General features: G+C 61.3%; 14 protein-coding genes. 5 read left to right on the forward strand and 9 right to left on the reverse strand.

The features are described 5' to 3' along the window. Nucleotides 1-22: 22 nt before the first annotated feature. Nucleotides 23-1,252 carry a hypothetical protein gene (locus AC07VO_RS22290; protein WP_086944844.1) on the forward strand — a complete coding sequence of 410 codons (1,230 nt, stop codon included), beginning with the start codon at nt 23-25 and terminating at the stop codon, nt 1,250-1,252. 61 nt (nt 1,253-1,313) lie between these two features. On the opposite strand, the gene AC07VO_RS22295 is transcribed toward AC07VO_RS22290, so the two are convergent. The 4 genes from AC07VO_RS22295 to AC07VO_RS22310 all read right to left on the reverse strand — a co-directional run bounded on the left by AC07VO_RS22295 (nt 1,314) and on the right by AC07VO_RS22310 (nt 3,460). Beyond that, a complete protein-coding gene (locus tag AC07VO_RS22295) occupies nt 1,314-1,691 on the reverse strand; it encodes a YgaP family membrane protein (protein ID WP_018926761.1) in 378 nt (125 codons plus the stop codon). A gap of 80 nt (nt 1,692-1,771) precedes the next feature. Continuing rightward, nucleotides 1,772-2,242, reverse strand: coding sequence for an RNA methyltransferase (locus AC07VO_RS22300; protein ID WP_007942196.1), 471 nt, complete (start codon nt 2,240-2,242; stop codon nt 1,772-1,774). Between the two features lie 107 nt (nt 2,243-2,349). Then, nucleotides 2,350-2,724, reverse strand: coding sequence for a YajD family HNH nuclease (locus AC07VO_RS22305; RefSeq protein WP_007942195.1), 375 nt, complete (start codon nt 2,722-2,724; stop codon nt 2,350-2,352). A 49-nt stretch (nt 2,725-2,773) separates the two neighbouring features. After that, nucleotides 2,774-3,460 carry a spermidine synthase gene (locus AC07VO_RS22310; protein WP_018926760.1) on the reverse strand — a complete coding sequence of 229 codons (687 nt, stop codon included), beginning with the start codon at nt 3,458-3,460 and terminating at the stop codon, nt 2,774-2,776. 95 nt (nt 3,461-3,555) lie between these two features. Between AC07VO_RS22310 and AC07VO_RS22315 the strand changes: the two genes are divergently transcribed. Then, a complete protein-coding gene (locus tag AC07VO_RS22315; protein ID WP_018926759.1) occupies nt 3,556-3,840 on the forward strand; it encodes a hypothetical protein in 285 nt (94 codons plus the stop codon). A gap of 3 nt (nt 3,841-3,843) precedes the next feature. Here the strand turns inward: AC07VO_RS22315 and AC07VO_RS22320 are convergent, their stop codons facing one another. Both AC07VO_RS22320 and AC07VO_RS22325 read right to left on the reverse strand, forming a co-directional pair. Then, nucleotides 3,844-4,317 carry a cyclic nucleotide-binding domain-containing protein gene (locus AC07VO_RS22320; RefSeq protein ID WP_018926758.1) on the reverse strand — a complete coding sequence of 158 codons (474 nt, stop codon included), beginning with the start codon at nt 4,315-4,317 and terminating at the stop codon, nt 3,844-3,846. An 86-nt stretch (nt 4,318-4,403) separates the two neighbouring features. After that, nucleotides 4,404-6,458 (reverse strand): S9 family peptidase, encoded by a 2,055-nt coding sequence (locus tag AC07VO_RS22325; protein ID WP_064619681.1) that lies wholly within the window; start codon nt 6,456-6,458, stop codon nt 4,404-4,406. Nucleotides 6,459-6,560: 102 nt separating this feature from the next. On the opposite strand from AC07VO_RS22325, the gene AC07VO_RS22330 reads away from it, so the two are divergent. From AC07VO_RS22330 to AC07VO_RS22340, 3 genes are read left to right on the forward strand one after another with little or no spacing between them, the layout of a single operon-like run. Further along, nucleotides 6,561-7,058 (forward strand): hypothetical protein, encoded by a 498-nt coding sequence (locus tag AC07VO_RS22330; RefSeq protein WP_026286473.1) that lies wholly within the window; start codon nt 6,561-6,563, stop codon nt 7,056-7,058. 32 nt (nt 7,059-7,090) lie between these two features. Then, entirely contained in the window at nt 7,091-7,867 is a 777-nt protein-coding gene (locus tag AC07VO_RS22335; RefSeq protein WP_018926755.1) for a class II glutamine amidotransferase, read from the forward strand. 14 nt (nt 7,868-7,881) lie between these two features. After that, the gene (locus AC07VO_RS22340) at nt 7,882-8,424 is read left to right on the forward strand and encodes a DUF2937 family protein (RefSeq protein ID WP_018926754.1); all 543 of its coding nucleotides are present in this window, start codon (nt 7,882-7,884) and stop codon (nt 8,422-8,424) included. 63 nt (nt 8,425-8,487) lie between these two features. On the opposite strand, the gene AC07VO_RS22345 is transcribed toward AC07VO_RS22340, so the two are convergent. From AC07VO_RS22345 to AC07VO_RS22355, 3 genes are read right to left on the reverse strand one after another with little or no spacing between them, the layout of a single operon-like run. Further along, nucleotides 8,488-10,599: a TonB-dependent receptor gene (locus AC07VO_RS22345; protein WP_018926753.1), complete on the reverse strand. Its 2,112-nt coding sequence runs from the start codon at nt 10,597-10,599 to the stop codon at nt 8,488-8,490. A gap of 13 nt (nt 10,600-10,612) precedes the next feature. Continuing rightward, the gene (locus tag AC07VO_RS22350; RefSeq protein ID WP_018926752.1) at nt 10,613-11,824 is read right to left on the reverse strand and encodes an MFS transporter; all 1,212 of its coding nucleotides are present in this window, start codon (nt 11,822-11,824) and stop codon (nt 10,613-10,615) included. After that, nucleotides 11,814-13,736 carry an IucA/IucC family protein gene (locus tag AC07VO_RS22355; RefSeq protein WP_086944845.1) on the reverse strand — a complete coding sequence of 641 codons (1,923 nt, stop codon included), beginning with the start codon at nt 13,734-13,736 and terminating at the stop codon, nt 11,814-11,816. The genes AC07VO_RS22350 and AC07VO_RS22355 overlap by 11 nt, the downstream gene beginning before the upstream one ends. Nucleotides 13,737-13,802 lie beyond the last annotated feature (66 nt).

The following is a 13,802-nucleotide window of genomic DNA, read 5'->3' on the forward strand; positions in this document are numbered from 1 at the left end:
GCTCGCCACAATAGGAGTGTGTATGGCGGTGGGAGTGCTCCGGGCGTTGGCTGTCGGGCTGCTGGCCCTGAGTTCGCCCGTGTGGGCGGCGAAGAAAGTCGATCTGGATTATCACGTGCGCCTGTTGCCGCAAAGCGATCAGGCCGAAGTGCGCCTGACCCTGGCCCAAGGCTCGGCAGTGCGCAGTCTGGATTTCGACTTGGGCGACGGCAGTCACTACAGTGATTTCAAGGCCGACGGCCAATGGCAGCTCACACCGGGCACGCAGGTCCGTGGTGTCTGGCGCCCGGCCGCCGACAAGGCCAGCCTGACCTACCGCGTGCGCATCAGCCACGGGCGCAAGAGCGGCAGCTTCGATACACGCATGACGCCAACGTGGGCGCTGATGCGTGGCGATGACCTGGTGCCCGCAGCGAAACTCGATCAGCAGGACGGTATCGAGTTGGTGTCACGCCTGGAATTCGAATTGCCCACCGGTTGGAAAAGCGTCGAAACCGCCTGGCCGCGGATCGGCAAAAACAAGTTCCGCATCGATAACGTCTCGCGCCTGTTCGACCGTCCCACTGGCTGGATGCTCGCCGGTAACCTCGGCAGCCGTCGCACGCGGTTGGGGGAAACCGAAGTCACCGTGGCCTCGCCCCAAGGCCAGGGGATGCGCCGCATGGATGTGCTGACGCTGCTGACGTTCGTGTGGCCGCAAGTGCAGGAAGTTTTTCCGCGTCACCCCAGCAAATTGCTGATCGTCGGCGCCAATGACCCGATGTGGCGTGGCAGCCTGGCCGCGCGGGAATCGATCTATCTCAATAGCCGCCTGCCGCTGGTCAGCGAAAGCGGCACCAGTACCTTGATGCGTGAATTGGCTCAGGTGTTCGGGCGGATCAACGACAGCCAGCGCAGCGGCTGGATCAGCGAAGGGTTTGCCGAGTATTACGCCATCGAACTGGTGCGCCGTGCGGGCGGCATGAGTGATGAGCGGTATGAGAGCCTGCAGAGCAAGTTGGCCAAGGCCAGCCAGAAGGTCACCACCTTGCGCGGGGAGCAGATCAACCCGGCGCAGGTGGCCAAAGCGGTGGTGTTGCTGCAGGAACTGGATCGCGAGATTCGCCTGAAGACCCGCAACAAGCGTTCGCTGGATGATGTATTGCGTGGGGCGATGCGTTTGGAGAGTGTCGATACCAAGGAATTCGTTCAGCTCAGTGAGAGCGTTATTGGCGAGTCTTCCAAGGTGCTTGATACCGGGTTGCTTCAGTAATACCGCCTTCGCGGGCAAGTCGGGTCGCGAAGAGGCCCTGAGCCTCACCGCAAATGCCGGATCAAACCCCGGCTTTCGGCGACTTCAAAGAATCATTCCCGGTCACGGTGGCGGTTTTGGTCGCCGCCTCGGCATTGGCCTTCAACCGACTCAACTCTTCCCCGGCACGCTCAATCCTGGCTCGAGCGTTAACCATGTCCTGACGGCTCTTTTCCAGAAAGCTTTTCGCCGAACTGTGCCCGGTAATACCCCGCGCCATCGCTACGCCGCCAATGGCCACTTGAATCAACCCGAACACACCACCGCGCCGCAGGCCTTTGCCGACCATCACCACGCCGCCGGCCAGGGAACCGATGCGCTCCCAACCCTGGACGTTCTGCGCGGGCTGAGTCTGGAACGGGGTGGATTCGATGCGCTCTACGCGTTTGAGGTCGCTCATGATCTGTCTCCAGGCTTCAAGAATGGATAATTAAGCTGACTGCCGAGGCGGTCGGCTCGTTCCATCGGATGTGCGGTGATTCAGCGGAATTTCGGGCCTGAGCGGGTGTTGTTGCCCTTGGCCATGCGGTCGTACAGCACCACGTTGACCGTGGCCGCCAGGTTCATGCAGCCGGTGGTCGGGATATAGACCACGTCTTCGCACCAGTCGCGGATCTCTTTATCCAGCGAACCGTCTTCGGGGCCGAAGATGTAGAGGGCGCGATCCGGGTGCGTGTATTCCGGCAGCGAGCGGGCGCCGTCGACCAGTTCTACGGCGACCGGTACACAGCCCAGCGGCAGGATTTTCTTCAGGTCATCGATGCCGATCAGCGGAATGTCGTAGTGGACTTTCTTGGTGTCGGTGACGAAGTCGGCGGCGCGCTCATAGCGCTTGCCGGTGTAAAACACCGACGCCACGCCATAGCAACCGGCGGCGCGCATCACCGAACCGACGTTCTCCGGTGATTTGGGGTTATACAAACCAATGCAGCTGTACCGTTTGTCTGCCACGAGCGGGGTGCCTTCGGGAAAAAAGCGCGATTATACGGGGATTGGGGGAGGGGTGTTCAGTTTGGAGATGATCGTACCCACGGAGCGTGGGAACGATCAGCAGATCTTCAGTCTTCTTTCTTCATCAGTCCGGCCAACGCCGCAAACGGGTTATGCGTCGCCTTGGCAATCTTTGGCGTACTCAGCGAGCCTTCGTCGAAATACTGCTGATCGGTGTAACGCGAATGCTCGTTGTCATGGCAATACAGGCACAACAGCTCCCAGTTCGAGCCGTCCTGCGGGTTGTTGTCGTGGTTGTGGTCGCGGTGGTGCACGGTCAGTTCGCTCAGGCGTTTGCCGGAGAACTCACGGGCGCAGCGGCCGCACACGTGCGGGTACATCTTCAGGGCCTTGTCGCGGTAACCCATTTCCTTGTCGCGCTGGTTGTCGGCGAGGATGCGGTCCAACTTTGAGGTGTTGGTTGGAGGCGTTGACGAACTCATGGGTTCACCTTTGTAAAAGACTAATGACGGTTATGTGTTGAAGTTTAGCCTAGCCCTTGAGCTTCTCGGCAATCCAGATGGTGTGGCGGGTGCCTTTGTTGCCGTGGGCGAAGACCTGCACTTCTTCGGCCTTGAAGCCGGCCTTTTTCAGCTTGTCGGAAAACTGCCGGTCAGCGCTGGCCGACCATACCGCCAGCACGCCCTTGGGTCGCAGGGCCTTGGCGCAGGCGCTCAGGCCACCGGCGGAGTACAGCCAGCTATTGGCTTTCTGGGTCAGGCCTTCGGGACCGTTGTCGACGTCGAGCATGATTGCGTCGAAACCCTGCGGCTCGGCTTGCAGCACCTTGGCCACGTCTTCCATGCGGATCACCGTACGCGGGTCGAGCAATGGGTTGCCGGCTTTTTCCCCCAGCGGCCCACGGTTCCACTCCACCACGCCGGGCACCAGTTCGGCGACCACCACTTCAGCGGTCTTACCCAAATGCTTGAGCGCCGAGGCGAGGGTGAAGCCCATGCCCAGGCCGCCGATCAATACCCGCGAATTCGGCCGGCCGGCGACCTTGCGGCAGGGGATTTGCGCCAGGGCATCTTCGGAGCCGTGCATGCGGGTGTTCATCAACTGCCCGCCATCGCCGCCCTGAATCTTGATGACGAAGTCTTCGCCGTATTCGAACAGGCACAGGGCACCGCCGTTTTCAGGAATGGGGGTGGTGTCGAGCAGAACGAAACGTTTCATGGGGCTCTCTTGAGGAGAAAATGACAGGCGGAAGAAGGCAAACGAGCGCAGTTGGGAGTAGCCTGCAATAGACCACAAGGCCAACGGAGCCATTGATGAAGCGCATCATTCTAACGGCCATTGCCTTGGCCGCGCTCTCGATAACTGCAGTGCAGGCCCAGGAGCAGCAAACCATCCCCACCGGCCCTACGCCGATACCCGGTTCGCCCGGCACTGCTACGCCGACGCCGTACCCGCAGATTACCCCGACCACTGTGCCCAAGACCGGCAACGGTGGGCCACCATTGTTGCCGCCGATCGAAATGCCCAACCCGCCCAAGGACCAGACCTTGCCGGGCCTTGAGCCGAGCACGACGAAAATCAAAACGCCGGGCGGATAGTGTCTAGATCTGCTGCGAGAGCAGTTGCCCGTCGGCCATGCGCAAGCGTTTGGAGAGGGAGACGGCGAGGGCGCGGATGATCTTGGCGGCGATTTTCGGCGCTTCGTTGAGCATCTTTTCCAGGGAGTCCTTGCCCAGGTTGAGCAACTGGCAGTTGCTCGCGGCCACACAACTGGCTGAGCGCCGTTCGCCGTCGAGCACGGCCATTTCGCCGAACGCCCGACCGCTGCGCAAGGTGGCCATGGTCACCGGTTGCCCTTCGCTGTTGGTCTTCTGCACCGCAACCTGGCCGGTGTGGATGATGCACATGAAACTGCCGGCATCGCCCTCATGGAAGATCTCTTCGCCTTCGGCGATGGTGCTGATGCTGAAGTAACCTGAAGCCGCCACGAAGTCGGCCGGCAGCAGTTGATCGAACAGGCCGCAGTCCATCAGCCAGTCGCGAATTTCTTTGTTCAGTAAGGTCGGTTCTGACATGTCGTCACGGTCTTTTTCTTGTGTCTGTTGCTGTTCCAGGCGCGCCCGGCGTCTGGTGTTAAGACCGGGACGCCGGGCCAAGTTCCTCAGGCAATGCCCAAAACCTTCAAAACAAATGCGTATTCGAGGGCTACGTCACGTAATCCCTGGTAGCGACCGCTCATCCCACCATGCCCGGCGCCCAATTCAGTCTTGAGCAGCAGGGGATTGGTGTCGGTTTTGGTCGCGCGCAATTTCGCCACCCACTTGGCCGCTTCCCAGTACTGCACGCGACTGTCGTTGTAGCCGGCGATCACCAGCGTTGCCGGATAGGCTTGCGCGGTGACGTTTTCATACGGGGCGTAGGCCTTGATCCGATCATAGACGTCTGGCTCTTGCGGGTTGCCCCATTCGTCGTATTCGGTGACGGTCAGCGGCAACTCCGGGTCGAGCATGGTGTTGAGCACGTCGACGAACGGCACTTCGGCTATTGCCGCACCGAACAGCTCCGGCCGCTGATTGAGCACCGCGCCGATCAGCAGGCCACCGGCGCTGCCGCCACTGATTGCCAGCTGCGATGAGGTGGTGAAACCGTTGGCGATCAGGTGTTCGGCGCAGGCGATGAAGTCGCTGAAAGTGTTGTGCTTGTGTTCCTGCTTGCCGGCGCGATACCAGGCTTCACCCAATTCACCGCCGCCGCGAACATGCGCGATGGCAAACGCCATGCCGCGATCCAGCAGGCTCAGGCGGGCGTGGGAGAACCACGGGTCGAGGCTTTCGCCGTAAGCGCCATATCCGTACAGATAAAGTGGCGTCGGTTTACCGAGGAACTCGCGTTTGACCACCAGGCTGATCGGCACTTGCGTACCGTCCGGGGCCGTGGCCCAAAGCCGCTGGCTGACGTACGCGTCGGCGTCGAACGGGCCGAGCACCGGGGTTTCCTTGAGGACTTTCTGCTCGCCGGTGGCCAGGATCAGTTGACGGATTTGCGCCGGACGGTTCAAGGCCTCGTAGCGCAGACGGATTCTGTCGCTGACAAATTCCAGGCTGTTCTGCACATGCAGGCTGTAGGCCGCGTCCGGTAATTGCACGCGATACGGCGCCAGGCCTTGTGGGCGGACTTCAATGATCGGCAGGCCGCCTTCACGCAGGCTCAAGGTCATGGCCTCGGCGTTCAGGCTCATGCCATCGATCATCACCGCGTCGCTGTGGGGGATCAGGTTCTGCCAGTCGGCTTCGGTCGGCGCGACGCCGGTGTCGGCGGCCTGGTACAGGGCAAAGTTGATGCCGTCGCGGTTGGTGCGGATCAACCACGTCCACTCGCCATCGAGTTTGCCGTGGTCGACATCGTACTCATGGTCTTCGACCCGTGGTGCCAGGCAGGTAAAGGCCTGATGGGGCAGCGAGGCGTCGAGCACCCAGACTTCGCTGGTGGTCTTGCTGCCCAGCGACAGCAGCAATTGCCGTTCGGAGCTTGAGCGGTAGCAATGCAGGAAGAATCGGCCGTCCGGTTCATGGAACACTTCTTCGGCGGCGGTGCCGTCCAGCCGATAGCGGAACAGCTTGTGTGGGCGATGGGTGTCGTCGAGTTCACCGAAGAACAGCGTCAGGCTGTCATTGGCCCAGGTCATGCTGCCGTCGCAGTCCTGGAATTCCAGTTCGCTGACGCGGCCGCTGGACAACTCCTTCACGAACAGCGTGTAAACCTCCTCGCCACTGGAATCGATGCTGTAGGCCAGGCGCTGGTGGTCCGGGCTGACGCTGAACGCGCCCAGGGAAAAGAAACCGCCCTTGGCCAGCACGTTCGGATCGAGCAGCAGGAGTTCCTGGCTTTCGTCGATGTGCAGGCTGCCATCGGTCGGAAGTGGGCAGCGGTAATGACGGGCGTATTCGTCGCCGGCCGTGGTGCGGGTGTAATACAGGTACGGGCCCCAGGGCGAGGGCAGCGACAGATCGGTTTCGAGAATCCGCCCCTTGATCTCTTCGAACAGGATTTCGCGCAGCCCGGCCTGATCGGCGGTTTGCGCCTCCTGATAGCGGTTTTCAGCTTTCAAGTAATCAAGCACTGCGTCGGTGTCGCGCTCCTGCAGCCAGGCATACGGGTCATCGCCGTCGGCCTTGTGGGCAATGGGCGCGTCGGAAACGTTGGCGGATAGGGGCATGAAGGACTCTCGAACGTTGTACGAAATTGGGGGATCGCAGACGGCGGGGCAGCCTGAAGTGCGAAAAGTCGTTACTATAAGCGCCTCTTTGCCTGCCTTGCCATGGACACCATGACCGAGAACGACTATCTGATCGCTTGGGGCCTCTACGCCTTTGCCGCTTTAGGCTGCCTGTTGGTGTGGATGCGCATCACCCGCTGGATGTGGCGTTGGCTGCGTGAGCCGCTGCGGCTGCTGATGGCAGTGTTGCTGTTCAGCCCGACCATCATTGACCCGGTGAAGGAAAAGGTCGCCCCGGCCATTGCCATTACTGTGCTGGATCTGCTGTTCAAGGTCGGCAACAACGCCTGGCGGGCGATTTCCGACCTGTTCATGTACAGCATGATTGCCTTCGGCCTTTACCTGGTTCTCGTGGCGATCCGTTTCCCGATCGAGCGCGCATCCAAGGCTCGCAAGGAGCGGGCGGAGGCGGCCAAGGCTGCGGCGCGCACCGACGAGCCTGAAGGCGATCAACCGTTCGGCGGTGCCGGCGATGATCGTTACGGTCGGCCACCGGTGCCGAGCAACCCGCAGCGACTGCGGGTCGAGCCGCGTCTGTAACTGTGCCCCTGCATTGAATCGAGAGTCCGAGCATGTGTGAGTTATTGGGCATGAGCGCCAATGTCCCGACCGATATCGTGTTCAGCTTCACCGGGCTGATGCAGCGCGGCGGCCGCACCGGACCGCACCGTGACGGTTGGGGCATCGCTTTCTATGAAGGCCGTGGCCTGCGCCTGTTCCAGGACCCGGCGGCGAGCAGCGAGTCGGAAGTGGCGAACCTGGTGCAGCGCTATCCGATCAAGAGCGAAGTGGTGATCGGCCACATCCGCCAGGCCAATGTCGGCAAGGTCTGCCTGTCCAACACCCATCCGTTTGTGCGCGAGTTGTGGGGCCGCAACTGGTGTTTCGCCCACAATGGCCAGTTGGCCGACTTCAACCCGACCGCCAGTTTCTACCGCCCCGTCGGCGATACCGACAGCGAAGCGGCGTTCTGCGACTTGCTCAACCGGGTACGCGCTGCATTCCCTGAGCCGGTAGAGATCGAAGAACTGCTGCCGGACCTGGTGGCCGCTTGCGCCGAGTACCGCAGCAAAGGCGTGTTCAACTGCTTGCTCAGCGACGGCGACTGGCTGTTCTGCTACTGCTCGACCAAACTGGCGCAAATCACTCGCCGTGCCCCGTTCGGCCCGGCACGCTTGAAGGACGTCGATGTGATCGTCGACTTCCAGGCTGAAACCACGCCCAACGACGTGGTTACAGTGATCGCCACCGAACCCTTGACCGAAAACGAAACCTGGACCCGCTACGAACCGGGCCAATGGAGCCTCTGGCGACGCGGTGAATGCGTCAGCCAGGGCAATACCGAATAAGGATCTCTCCCCCCATGTTGCTCAGTTATCTACGGCTGGTGTTGTTTGCGGCAGGCCTGTTGATCGGCGTCCAGGTGCCTGGGTTCATCAGTGACTATGCCAAGCGGGTCGAGGCGCATCTGATCGAGGCGCAGAGCGGTTTGAGCGGTTTTCAGGGCACTGCCAATCAGTTTTTCAAGGGCGACATGCAGGCGTTGGTGGCCCATTACCGTGCCAGCGAAGACCCGATCTTTCGCAGCGATGCCGACAGCCTGAGCGCCTTGCTCACCCGTCAACTGGCCCTCGACAAGCAATTCCAGGCCATGCAGGGCCCGTGGTACATCCGCTTCCTGCAAGTGGTGCTGGCGGCCGACCCGGATATTCGCAAGGAAACCTGGAACGGCTACAGCTACCAGATCCTGCTGACGCCGGAAGCGATGATCTGGGGCATGAGCGGCGCGTTGCTGCTGTCGTTCGGCATTGAATGCCTGTTCCGACTGATCGACTGGGTGGTGCTGGGCGGCAAGCGCCTGCGCCAGAGCCGGCCGATCGAAGAGCGGGATTTGCGCGGGTTGTAACACTGGAGCCGACTTGCCGGCGATTGCCGCGAGATCGCATCGCTGGCAAGCCGGCTCCTGTTTTTACCAATCGACCGAGTAACTCATGCTCAGCGTGCGGCCTTCGGCATTGGCGTACGGCGCTCTGGCGTTGGCTTGGGTGAACAGGTTCTGGTACGTGCGATTGGTCAGGTTGTACACGCCGCCTTCAAGACGACCGACCGGCAGTTGCACGGAGCCGAGCAGGTCCACCAGCGTATAACCTTCGATGTCGCGTCCATTGTCGTCCTTGGCGGCGGCATCGTAATTGGCCAAACGCATGCCTTGCAGGCGCAGGCTGTAGTCGTCTTCGGTGTAGCCGACGAACAGTGTGGTCTTGGCGGGTGAGATGCGTGTGGCCGGCAGATCGATCCATTTGCCGTTCTGCTCGGTCTCGCCTTTGGCCCAGGCATAAGTGCCACCCACCGACCAGTGATCGGTCGCGCGGTAGGTCAGGCTGTTTTCGATGCCGCGAACTCGCTCTTTCTGGTTGATCAGGCGCAATACTCGATCATTGGCATCGTAGAACTGGGTCACGTCCGAGGTGTTTTCGTACACGGTGACGTCGGCTTGCCACTGGTCCCAGTTGCCACGCCAGCCCAACTCGTAACTGTCGACCTTGATGGCCTGGGCGTTAAGACTCTGGATGTCGAAGGTGCTGCTGACGTCACGCATGAAGCGCTGGATATCCGGCAGCGAAAACCCCTGGCTGTAATTGGCGAAGACGTCCTGGTTTTCACTCAGGTGGTAGACCGCCCCCAGGTTGTACAGCGTGGCGTCGTATTTGAGGGTGTCACCGGGCAGCGTTGCGCGTATGCCGGTCTGGACGATCTGACCGTAGGCGATGCTGTCGGAGACGTCGCTTTCGATCCATTCACGGCGCACTCCGCCACGCAAGGTCCAGTCTCCGATGTCCCAGGACATCTGCCCGAACAGCGATTTGGTGGTGGTTTCGATGTCCGGGCCCAGCTCGTAGGTGGTGCCGGTCTTGGTGTAGTTCAGGCCATTGAGCGTGTATTGATCACCTCGTTGACGGGAGCGCTCATTGTCATAGTCGGCGCCCCAGACCAGATTGCCCGTGGCGCTTCCGATCGCCGGCAGCGGCGTGTCGATGGCCGCGCGCAGGCCGTAGACGTCCTGCACACTGTTGTTGTTGGAGATCCCGGCTCTGCCTCGCGACAGGTCTGGAAAGAACAGTGCATCGGCGCGGCGCCAGTAGCTTTCCAGTTGCAGGCCCTGACCGTAGAAGTCCTTGTCGGTGTAGTTGAGATTGACCGCCTGGTTATGGGTATAGGGTTGGTCGTCGAGTTTCAGCCCTTTGACGGCCACCGCTTGCTGCGAGTTTTTCGGGTCTTTGGTGTAGCCGGTGTCCTGCTGGTCCTTGTAGTCCTGCAGCGACAGGCTGATTTTCTTGTCGGCATCCAGTTCGTAACCGAAACGACCTTGCAGGTCATAGGTTTCGGTGTCCATGTTGCTGCCCTGGGAGGTGTCCTGGGGGATGCGGTTGCCGTTGCCGTCGAACTGGTCGTTGCGCTGGGTCAGGTCGGCGGACACATACCAGTCCAACGCGTCCTTGCGCCCGGTGGCACTCTGGAAAGCTTCGTAGGCGAAGCCTTTTCTGTTGAGGTTGTTACCGCTGGTCAGGCCCAGTTTGCTGCTGTAGGCAATGTCCTGGCCCTGATTGCGCTTGGTGATGATGTTGATGATGCCGCCTGAAGCACCGGCCCCGTAAATGCTGCTGGCGCCGGAGATCACTTCGATGCGTTCGATGCTGGCCGGGGCGATGCTGTTGAGCTGGCGGAAGTTGTCACGGGTGGCGTTCTGCGATACGCCGTCGATCAACACCAGCATGTTGCGCCCGCGCAGGGTCTGGCCGAAGTTGCTCATCCCGCCGCTCGATGGCGCAATACCCGGGACCAATTGCCCGAGGATGTCGGAGACCCGGCGACCCGCGCCGCTCTGCTCACGGACTTGCTGCTCGTCGATCACCTGGACCGAGCCCGGAATCGAAGCGATGCTCGCTTCGCTGCGAGTCGCGGACACGACGGTGGCTTGCATGTTCAAGGTGCCGGGCTGCTGTTCGGTGTCCTCGGCCCAGGCCTGGGCGCTGAAGGTGCCAAGTAGCGGGATCAGCAGGGAGAGTTTGGTTCGGGTCATGACGTGGTCTTTTTTAGTTGTGATAAGTGTGGGGCGATAAGGTCGAGCGGTCAGGCGTAGCGTTGAACGACCGCACCCAGCGGATGCCGATGGCGGCTATGGCGTAGGTCAGTGCCACCAGCCAGAAACTGTGGGCCAGGCCCACCAGGCCCATGCCGATACCGCCAAGGACGACACCGAGCAGAGCACCAGCCTTTGCCGCACTGTTACCGAGGCCGAGCGCGAAGCCCTGCTGGGTGATGGAAACGGTGTTGGCGATCAGGGCATAGGCGACGGGCAGCAGGGCGCCTTGCCAGATGCCCCAGACGAGTCGGCTGACGAGAAAGCCCAGCCATTCATTGGCCAATGCCGTGGCCGCCAGCGTCAGGGCACATAACCAGGCCACGCCTTCGATGACGCGCAGGGTGTAGGCCGGCTGCCAGCGGTCGAACAGGCGTCCCCACAGCGGGGCGGAAATGGCCAGGGTCGCGGCGCTCGCCGCGTAGGTGGCGCCGATCAGCCAGCTTGGGGCATGCAGAATGTTCGCGACATATAGGGCGTAGAACGACTGCGGCATCATCTTCGCCGCTTGAATCAACACGATCACCAACAGGATTCCACTGAGCCAGCCTTTGGGCAGGGCCACCGGCTCAACAGGTTTTTTCTTCGCGGTTCGCGCCTTGTCGGCCGGCAGGAAAAAACTCCCCAGTGCGCACAGCAGGCAAATCGCCGTCGCGCCATAACACAGCAAGGCAAACCCCGAGACGTCCATCAGCCAGCCACCCAGCACCGGGCCGATCAACGAGCCGACGGCGGTTGCCGATTGCAGGCGGGCCAGGGTGTGACCCCGTCTGGCACTGTCGCAGCAGGCCAGGGCATAGGCTTGCGCGGCCGCGAGAAAACCGGCCAATGCGCCTTGCATCACGCGAATACCCACCAGCAGCCACGGGTCGAGGGTGATGGCTGCCAAGCCTTGGCACAGCGCGAGGGCCAGCAACGCCCGAACAATCATCGGTTTGTGCCCGGTGCGATCCCCCAGCCGACCCCACAGGGGGGTCAGCAACATGGCCGCCAGCATCGGGCCGGCATAGACCATCGCCGATAACAGCGCGGTGTAGCCGGCGCCTTCGGGCCCGAGCAGATGCTGGATCTGCAAGGGCCAGAACGGGCCGCTCATCTCCATGGCGCCCATGGAGACAAACTGGATGACGATCAGCAGTCGCAAGGCGCGACCGTCAGCGAGCATGGGTGTTGGGTCGCAGCGGATTACTCAGGCGTCCGACGATGTCGGCATGACTGTCGAGCAAGCGCATGCGCATGAACGATTTGGCGGGCCAATCCTGTTCCAGCAAGGCCTGGCGCTCGCATTCCCAACGTGCCGGTTCAACGCGCTCGCGCAAGGTCTCGAAGCACTGTGCAACGTGCGCTGCCAATCGCTCCCACAGGATATTTTCCGGCACATTCCAGTGGCGGGCACAAAGCAAGGTCAGCTCACCGAGGTGGCACATGAAAGTGGTGTGCAGGAGTTTGTCGCGGACAAAGCCGGCGTCGTCATACAGGGTCATTTTCGGATCGTGCAGCTGGATATCCAGACCCTTGGCGTGCAGGGTTTTGCGATCGATACGAACGTCGCCGAAATCACGCAACAGCAGCCGATTCAGCTGCCCGTCAGCGCCCATCACCATGAAACTGTTTTGCTGGTGCGCTTCGAACGCCACGCCGTACATCAGATAGATGCCCAGCAGACTTGGTACGGCAATCGACAGGTAATCATCGAAGAACGTCAGCATGGCCTCGCTGTCGTCCCGGCCTTGAGCCAGTCTGACCCAATCACGCAGCAACGGTTGTTCGAATTCGTTGACGGCGAACAGGCTGCCGACCGGCACCGCCAACTCGCCTGCTTGCAGCAGGGTCAGCGGGTTGTCGCGATACAGCACGCCAGCATGCCGGGAGCGTTCGTCATCGGCCGGCAGTGGTGAGTAATGCACACCGATGCGCTCTGGAACGATGTTCAGCAGGCGTTGAATCTGCGGTTCCTGATCGAGGATATCCAATACCAGTTGGCTGATGCGCGGACCCATCCGGGCCGAGCGCGGCGACACGGTGCGCTGCACGCTGGTCAGGCGCAAAGCCACCGGCAGTTTGACCATCGGTGCCGTGCGACTGGCCTGCGGCAGGACCGTGCGGAAGGACATGGTCGGGTGGCCGGTAAACGCCACGATGTCAGTGACGATCAGCAGGTTGTCGGTGATCTCGTTGGCGAATGAATGTGGCAGCTCTTCATGGGCTTGCCATGGGTGCGACGGCAGCGGGAGGTAGTCCTTTGCGTCCAGGCCCAGCTGCTGCAAATGGCGTTGCAATTGCTCGGCGGCTTGTGGGAAGTGACCTTGCCACCAATCCCAGTAGTCCGTGGTGCCAGCCAGCGCTTCAACATGTGCGTACTGGCGGTGCAGGGCGCACAGCACGATCGGAAAACTCGCTTCGAATTCTGGCGAGAAAGCGATGACCTGAGCGGCGCTCAAGCCCAGTTTGGTCTTGTAGTTCGGGTGCCACGGATGGCCGAGAGTCCCCCACTGTTCGAGCAGCGACGTAGGGTTCTGGTGGCAGGGGCTGGCTTTGAGCCAGGCGAGCAGATTGTCATCGTATCCGGTGTCGATCTGCTCTCTCAGGCGCTCGGTCCATCCGTGGTGAAACGCCAGGCACAGGGTGTCGTTGCTGAAGCTGTCATCCAGCTCCCGGGTCAGACGTTCCAGTACCTGCGGGGAGGCTGGCGGATTGAGCTGAGTGCTGAGGTGAGCGAGCAGTTCGCTGGGCAACTGGATTTTGTGCGGCAGTTTGTCGGGGGTGTGCAGGACGATGCTGCCGCGTACGTCCCAGCTGTTCATTCTGCTGCTGGACAAATGCTCGAAGCAAAGATGCGCGCCATCGCCAAGCGGCAGCCAGCAGCGGCTGGTGTCGTCGTATTCGCAGGTGTCGGGATCAATCAGCTCTTCACGGAACAGCGCCTGGATCAGGCGTTGGAAACAGCGCTGGGCGGCGGGCTCCAGGGCATTGCTCAAATGATCGAGCGTAATGCGGTGGGACTGGAAAGCCTGAGTACCGAGAGCTTCGCTCCAGTGAGCGAGCAATTGCTGCTGTTGTTGCGTGTAATCGCGCATCAGGTCCGACTCCTTCTGGACAATTGATTCTGAAAGCGCGCAAAGAATACCGCTTTGAAAAATTAA

The organism is Pseudomonas sp. GW821-FHT03E01 (assembly GCF_059420765.1).

Coding starts and splice junctions, on each gene's coding strand:
- AC07VO_RS22290 (WP_086944844.1), top strand. CDS start 23: ATGGCGGTGGGAGTGCTCCGGGCGTTGGCTGTCGGGCTGCTGGCCCTG.
- AC07VO_RS22335 (WP_018926755.1), top strand. CDS start 7,091: ATGTGTGAGTTATTGGGCATGAGCGCCAATGTCCCGACCGATATCGTG.
- AC07VO_RS22340 (WP_018926754.1), top strand. CDS start 7,882: ATGTTGCTCAGTTATCTACGGCTGGTGTTGTTTGCGGCAGGCCTGTTG.
- AC07VO_RS22310 (WP_018926760.1), bottom strand. CDS start 3,460: ATGAAACGTTTCGTTCTGCTCGACACCACCCCCATTCCTGAAAACGGC.
- AC07VO_RS22345 (WP_018926753.1), bottom strand. CDS start 10,599: ATGACCCGAACCAAACTCTCCCTGCTGATCCCGCTACTTGGCACCTTC.
- AC07VO_RS22305 (WP_007942195.1), bottom strand. CDS start 2,724: ATGAGTTCGTCAACGCCTCCAACCAACACCTCAAAGTTGGACCGCATC.
- AC07VO_RS22320 (WP_018926758.1), bottom strand. CDS start 4,317: ATGTCAGAACCGACCTTACTGAACAAAGAAATTCGCGACTGGCTGATG.
- AC07VO_RS22325 (WP_064619681.1), bottom strand. CDS start 6,458: ATGCCCCTATCCGCCAACGTTTCCGACGCGCCCATTGCCCACAAGGCC.
- AC07VO_RS22350 (WP_018926752.1), bottom strand. CDS start 11,824: ATGCTCGCTGACGGTCGCGCCTTGCGACTGCTGATCGTCATCCAGTTT.
- AC07VO_RS22355 (WP_086944845.1), bottom strand. CDS start 13,736: ATGCGCGATTACACGCAACAACAGCAGCAATTGCTCGCTCACTGGAGC.
- AC07VO_RS22330 (WP_026286473.1), top strand. CDS start 6,561: ATGGACACCATGACCGAGAACGACTATCTGATCGCTTGGGGCCTCTAC.
- AC07VO_RS22295 (WP_018926761.1), bottom strand. CDS start 1,691: ATGAGCGACCTCAAACGCGTAGAGCGCATCGAATCCACCCCGTTCCAG.
- AC07VO_RS22315 (WP_018926759.1), top strand. CDS start 3,556: ATGAAGCGCATCATTCTAACGGCCATTGCCTTGGCCGCGCTCTCGATA.